Below are 6,116 nucleotides of genomic sequence, written 5' to 3' on the forward strand. Positions count from 1 at the left end.
GATCCCGATGCATTTTCATCAATCTCGGGCCGGGGGAATCCGCACGGACGAGCGCCATGAGAACGGCGACGAGAGGCAAGATCACCGGCGCGGCTATCAGCACGAGCATCAGGTCGAAGCCGCGTTTGAGGGCCTGCTTGTGCAAGGTCAGCGGACCCGTGGAGACAACGAGCGTCGGCGTGGAGTCGAGATAGCGCAGCGCCAGCGGTTTCAGACCGGCGAGGCTCGGCTCGAGCAACTCGGTCTCGAAGCCGAGTTCCCCAAGCAGCTTTGCCCATTTCTGCTGTTCCTTGGCGGACCTGAACGACAGGACGATCCGATCTGCGTCCGCGACGGCCAGCGACAGATCATTGAGGAAATTCGGGTCCATCTCCATCGGGCGCCAGTCGCATGCCCTCACGTTGATGGTCGTTGCGCCCTTGCGTTGCCGATTGGAACGAACGCTGTCATCGCCCAGCAGAATGACCTTCGTCTCGGTTTGGTCCTCGCGGCGACGCAGTCCAGCCGCTATGCCCCAATGAAGCACAGTGAGACCAACCGCGGTGAGCCCAAGGAAGAACGCCGTTTGTCGCGAGGAGAAGTTGCCGATGACACTAAAGGCAAGTGCGGCGAGGAGCGAAAAGCTGGCAGCCGTCGCCAAGGAGGCAAGGCAGCTTCTGACAGACGCCGAACTCGAACGAAGCGTTGGCAGATGATAGGCACCTAGGCTCCAGGCCGTGACCAGGTAAGTGGGCAGGACGACATAGGCGAGCTTCGGACCATGCGCATGGCCTGTCAGGTTCAGACTGACAAGGTTTGTCGCGACGGCTGCAACAAGGATCATGCATAGGTCACCGAGCATCGCTATCGAACAGAACAGACAGCGCAGCACGTATCGGCTCTTGATCGGTTCCATCGGGAACGGAATCGCCTTGTGCCAGGGACGTGAGGAGTCGACCGGTATTTGAGCCACGATATATCTCCCAGCGGAAACGAAACGGGACGAACCTATTGCCTTTGAAAGAAAACAGCGGGCGTCTGCCTTGGCAGGGAGGGCAGGGCCCTGATCGGAGCGTGCGGGACTGCGGGCTTCATCATCGCTACTGAAGTTGCGACTGATAGGCCCGGGCGCCTGCAAGGCCGTGCTGGGGTAGTGCCGCCAGAACGGATTGGTAGACCGTCTCGACGCTGTCGCACATTGCATCGAGCCCCCAGGAAGTGAGGTCGGTGCGTTTAGCACCTTCGGCCAGTCGAGCGCGAAGCGCCTGGTTTTCGAGAAGATCGGCAATGGCGGTCGCCGCGGCGTTCACGTCGTCGGCGGGTGTCACGATGCCGTTGACCCCATGCCTGACGACTTCTTCCAGTCCGGGCAGTTCCGAAACGACACATGGCCTGCCGCCCGCCAGGTATTGCATGACCACGCGCGGCAGCCCCTCTCGCATCGACGTCAGCACGCAGACATCCGCAAGGCTGATCAACCGTTCCGGCTCGGAATGATATCCGATCAGGTGAATGCTTCCGGCAACCGGCGAGCGGGCGATGGTTGCTTCGATATCGCTGCGTGCCGGCCCTTCGCCAGCGAGGATCAACTGCGCGTCAGGAACACGCTCGATCACTTCGGGAAATGCCTCGATGAGTTCGATATGGCGCTTTCTGGGTTCAAGTGCCGCCAGCATCAATACGACCGGAGGCTTGGGCGCGCCGGGGGCAATGCCGAGAAGCCGCGGGGTCTCATTCGGCCAATTGGCCTCGGAGAAGCGCGTCAGGTCGAAACCCGAATGAACGACATAGTGCTGCGCGGGGCTGCCGATATGGTGGGAAACGCAGATATCGCGCATCGATTGGCTGACGTCGATGAAGGCGCGCGTGAACCGGGCGGTCAGACGCTCGGCCGCAAGGAATGTCAGCTTCTGGGCGTTGCCGACATGCACGAAAGGCAGGATGTGCACGCCATGGATGATGCCCTGAACATTCGCCTGCTTGGCAGCCAGCCGGCCGATGATCCCAGCCTTGCTCTGATGGGTATGAACGATGTCGGGGTGCCATTCGGCGAGAAGTCGGCTGAGTTGCCTCAACGCCCCGAAATCGTTGTAAGGGGATATCGGATGGACAAGCATGTCGAGCCCGACGACCCGCATCGTCTTTGACACGGAAGATTGCAGGTCTGCATCGTATTCGTTGCCGTGAACCAACAAGACCTCATGGCCGTGCTTCACCTGCGCGTTGCAGCACGCCAACGTATTCTCCTCCGAACCTGCGCGATGCAGGCGAGTCAACACATGAACGATCTTCATTTGTGTGTGTCTCCGCGAGTCTGATGACTGCTGGCCGTCCCCTCAGGCCGAAGCGGGGGCCCGCGAGGTGATGGCGTGTCGGTGCGCGTCCCTTAAGCCAACGGCGGTCTAAGGCATGAGGCGGGAGGCCGCTGAGCAACGTGGTGTGCTTTGGTCCGTGGGTGCGGGGAAGGATGCATTACCTCTTAGAGAGACAGCCAGACTTCCTTGAAAAGAACCCGGTTGATGGCCTCGGTATTGGCGCTCGCGTCGATGGCCCTGATATCCTTGTCGAGTGCACGAAGTTCGGCCATCAACGACATGCGCGCCTCAAAGCCTTCCTTGCTGATCTCTCCCGGCTTTCTGCTTTGTGAGACGGAGAAGTCCGATACGAGGTGAAGGGTCAGGTCAGGCTTGCATTCGTCCATCTTGTGGTAGAGCTTCTCTTCGAAGCGCGCGAGGGCTGCCAGGCCGGGAACGGCGGGCAGGTTGGACGGAATCATCGGTCCGTCCAGATACCCCTTTCGAAGTGTCTGCGGCCACCGATCGCACACGACGATCAAGCCTCGTGTCGCCCATCGATGCGCGCGCTTGACGACCCCGTATCTCTCGATCGCAATCATGACGGCCCAGAACGCAAGTCCGGCTGTGAGCACCTTGCCCATCATCCCGCCGCGCGGCTCTTTGTGATCACGCTGGATCATCGCCTTGAATTGGTGCCTGCGGGGGGCAAGCAGGTTCTGTAGTCCCTTGCGGAACTTCCAGCCATCACCCTCTCCGGTGCCGACGTAGAGCTGCGCACAACCGAGCTTCCAGCCAAATACCCGCGTCAGCAGATCGGTCTGGGTACTCTTGCCGAGCCCATCTGGTGCGACGAGCGCGACGACGAGCCCGCCTGTGGCGGCGCGTCTTCTTGCCGGAACCCCACCTGGCCACAACCGCCCCAGTATCCGCAATGAAAGATAGGAAGCCTTGCGGGCCACGTGGACTGCCGCATCTGCCAGACCGGTACGGCGCGAGAACCCGCACCGATGCCGGATCGAGCGCCGCAGCCGCGCCAGATCCGCGCGACACACTTCTATGCCGTTTTCGCTTCGGCGGATTCTGCAGCCTAAGCTGCCGTTGCGGCCATTATCGTATTTGATGACCCGCTCACCGGATTGAAAGGGTAGCTGTGCAAGATGATCCTCCCAGTCGCCAGGCAAGGCCAGCCAGCGTGTCCAGGGCCATCCCCAAAGGCGAAACGCAAAACGACCAATCGACAACCGGATCTCGTCCTCGAGAGACGCGACCGGGACGGTTACCGCGCCGATCGAAAGACGATCCCATTGCTTAATCGCCGCATAGTCGAACGCCAGATAGCGCTTGCGGAATTCCCAGCCGACGCGGATGCCGACATGAAGATCGATGTGCAGATAGGCACTGCGCGAAAAATCGGGAACGAACCAGTCTTCTCGGCCATCGCACACGTTGTCGTAACAGGAAAGGCTCACGCTGCGAAGGCCGTGAAACCGCGCCATGATCGTGCAAAAGGTCGAGTAGTCCTGCTTGTCGAGCAGCATGTCGATATCGTCACGGCCAGCCAGCGCCTGCGGCAGGCTTCCCGGGTCCTGTACGATGCCGTAGCGGATGTCGGCCTCGTCAAGAGCCGCGAACAGCTCGGCCGCGGTCGCCAGCGGTGGAACTGGCGACGACGGGAGGCATCTCGTCGCGTCGCTCCGCAACGGCGCTGCCGGTTCCAGACCACTCGCCTGCGCAGTCGACGAGGCCTTCGTCACGACGGTTTCTTGCCAAGCAGACATGGGTTGCGATTTCATGGGAGCCGCCCGTTCAGTTCACGGTTGTTGTTCTGCTCCGCGAGCCCGTCCAAGGGGCAGTGACGTGACGGACCCATCCTCATTGCACATGGCAAAGGGAGCTCGTCGAAGTCGAGTGCCGGGAGCGGCATCCGTGATATCTGGTGATGTGCTGTTGCCAATCGCGCGAGATAGCGCAAGGCTTGCAGAATTCTTTGCAGGCTGCCGCAGCGAGGGTGAGTCGGTTTGACTCATCATCTGCGCAAAAAATCTAGAATTAAAGCAACAAACTCAACAAAAGCACAAATTACTACATTGTTAATTTAACACTAAGCACTTGTTTCTGTCTATATAAATTGGGACGGCGCGGTTCATAATATCCATCAAGACTCGAACCGCACCTGAGCGCCCAACGTAGTCTAGAACGCCGAGTTGATCGGCAAACGGGCCGCTTTCTACTTTAACTGTTTTTCCCGGCTGAAACATATCCTTGGGATGCAAGAAGCCCGCTTCGTCGGTCGCCATGATCAAGGCTTCGACGATCCCGTATGGTACAGGTATAGGCCGGCGATCACTCATCACGAGCCTTCGCACGCCGACCGTCGAGTTGATCGGTGACCATCTCTGCCGTTGAATGTCCAGCGAGACGAAGAGGTAGCCATCGAAATAGGCAGCGCAAACAGTCTTTACGCTGCGTGCATGCCGTACGGTCCGGCACCTTTTGGGCAGGTAGGTTCGCAAGTTTTGTGATGCCAGATGCTTTTCAGCCAGGGTCTCGCAATGCTGATGCGTCTGCACGACGTACCAACGCTCTGGCTGAGCATCGCGCACATCGTCTCTTGGCCCCGACAATGAAGCATCGCGTGAGTTGTCCCGCAACATCTCTCCACCCCAATCTTTAATATTTTTTCAAATTGTACTAATTGTAGTCAGTATAAATCTGTGTACTTCGTTGTTGTTTTATAGCTGATGTAGTTTATCTGTGTATTAACCATGTTTTCCGTGGCGAATTGTTCTCTCTCCTCGAAAGGAGCGAGAGGGTCTCAATTTCAATTCAAGTAGCGACCGTCGTATCCGCTGCCGTCGAGGGACGCGTAACGGCCGTATTTGGGTAGCTTCGGTCCATCGACCATCGTCAGGGCAATGCCGGCGATCTTGGTTCTGTCGCCCAGGTATCGAATGCCCTCGGCCACCGCCTCGCGCGACGTATCACGCCACTTCACGACGAAGACGACCTTGTCGGAATGTCCCGCAAGAATGGAGGCGTCCGCCACCGGGCCAACCGGCGGCGCGTCGATGATCACGGTGTCATAGGTGGCCCGGAACTCGTTGAGGAGCGACCGCATGCGCGCCGATGCGAGAAGGGCGGGAGGGTTCAATGTTTTTGCGCCGGCCGGCAGAACGTGAATGCCTGAGCGTTCATCCAGATGGATCGCCTTGGCCGGATCGATCGGCAGCGTCAGAAGATCGACCAGACCGACATTCTCCGTCATGCCAAAGAAGGCGGTGGTGGCCGAAACCCTGAGATCGGCATCGATGACCAGGGCGCGTTCGCCGTCTGCGGCAGCAGAGTAAGCAAGGCTGAGCGCCAGTGTCGTCTTGCCTTCGCCCGGCATGGCGGAGGTAACGAGCGTGATCGATTGCGTATGATCCGTGTCGGGTATGTCGCCCAGTCCCAGGCGCAGTCTTCTGACGGCCTCGCTGTAGCGCGACAAGGGGCGGTGCTCCAGATACGCCACCGGCTGGACCCGTGACTTCGTCCTCGACCATTCCGTCATCCGCGGCAGGGAGGCAAGCACTGGAACGGCCAATGCTTCTTCCACCTGGCGCCTGGCCATGAAGCCGGATGCAAACAGCTCGCGGACAAGCGCTCCCGCTCCGCCCAGGGCTGCACCGAACACCAGACCCACGGCCGCAAATAGCGGTCTGTTCGGGAAGCTCGGTGCAAGCGGGACGCCGGCGCGGGTAATGACGCGCACACCGCTGCTCAGCAGAGTCGATTTTTCTTCGGCGATATTTGCGCGGGAAAGGAACGTCTGGAACAGTTGCTTGTTTTCGGGAGCGATAC

4 protein-coding genes and 1 pseudogene are annotated in these 6,116 nt (G+C 59.6%); all 5 read right to left on the reverse strand.

What is annotated here, in order from left to right; all coding sequences use genetic code 11:
* Positions 1-823: pseudogene (locus I8N66_RS35290) on the reverse strand (hypothetical protein); the annotation flags it as partial.
* Between the two features lie 256 nt (positions 824-1,079).
* Positions 1,080-2,273, reverse strand: a complete 1,194-nt coding sequence (locus I8N66_RS35295; RefSeq protein ID WP_291164558.1) for a glycosyltransferase family 4 protein — start codon at positions 2,271-2,273, stop codon at positions 1,080-1,082.
* 185 nt (positions 2,274-2,458) lie between these two features.
* The gene (locus I8N66_RS35300) at positions 2,459-3,976 is read right to left on the reverse strand and encodes a hypothetical protein (protein WP_291164561.1); all 1,518 of its coding nucleotides are present in this window, start codon (positions 3,974-3,976) and stop codon (positions 2,459-2,461) included.
* A 390-nt stretch (positions 3,977-4,366) separates the two neighbouring features.
* On the reverse strand, positions 4,367-4,930 hold the full coding sequence (locus I8N66_RS35305; RefSeq protein WP_291164564.1) for a transcription termination/antitermination NusG family protein: 564 nt from the start codon (positions 4,928-4,930) through the stop codon (positions 4,367-4,369).
* A 167-nt stretch (positions 4,931-5,097) separates the two neighbouring features.
* A partial coding sequence (locus tag I8N66_RS35310; RefSeq protein WP_291164567.1) for a polysaccharide biosynthesis tyrosine autokinase occupies positions 5,098-6,116 on the reverse strand: 1,019 nt, incomplete at its 5' end.

The sequence above is a fragment of the Ensifer sp. SSB1 genome (assembly GCF_016652895.1).
Lineage (GTDB): Bacteria > Pseudomonadota > Alphaproteobacteria > Rhizobiales > Rhizobiaceae > Ensifer.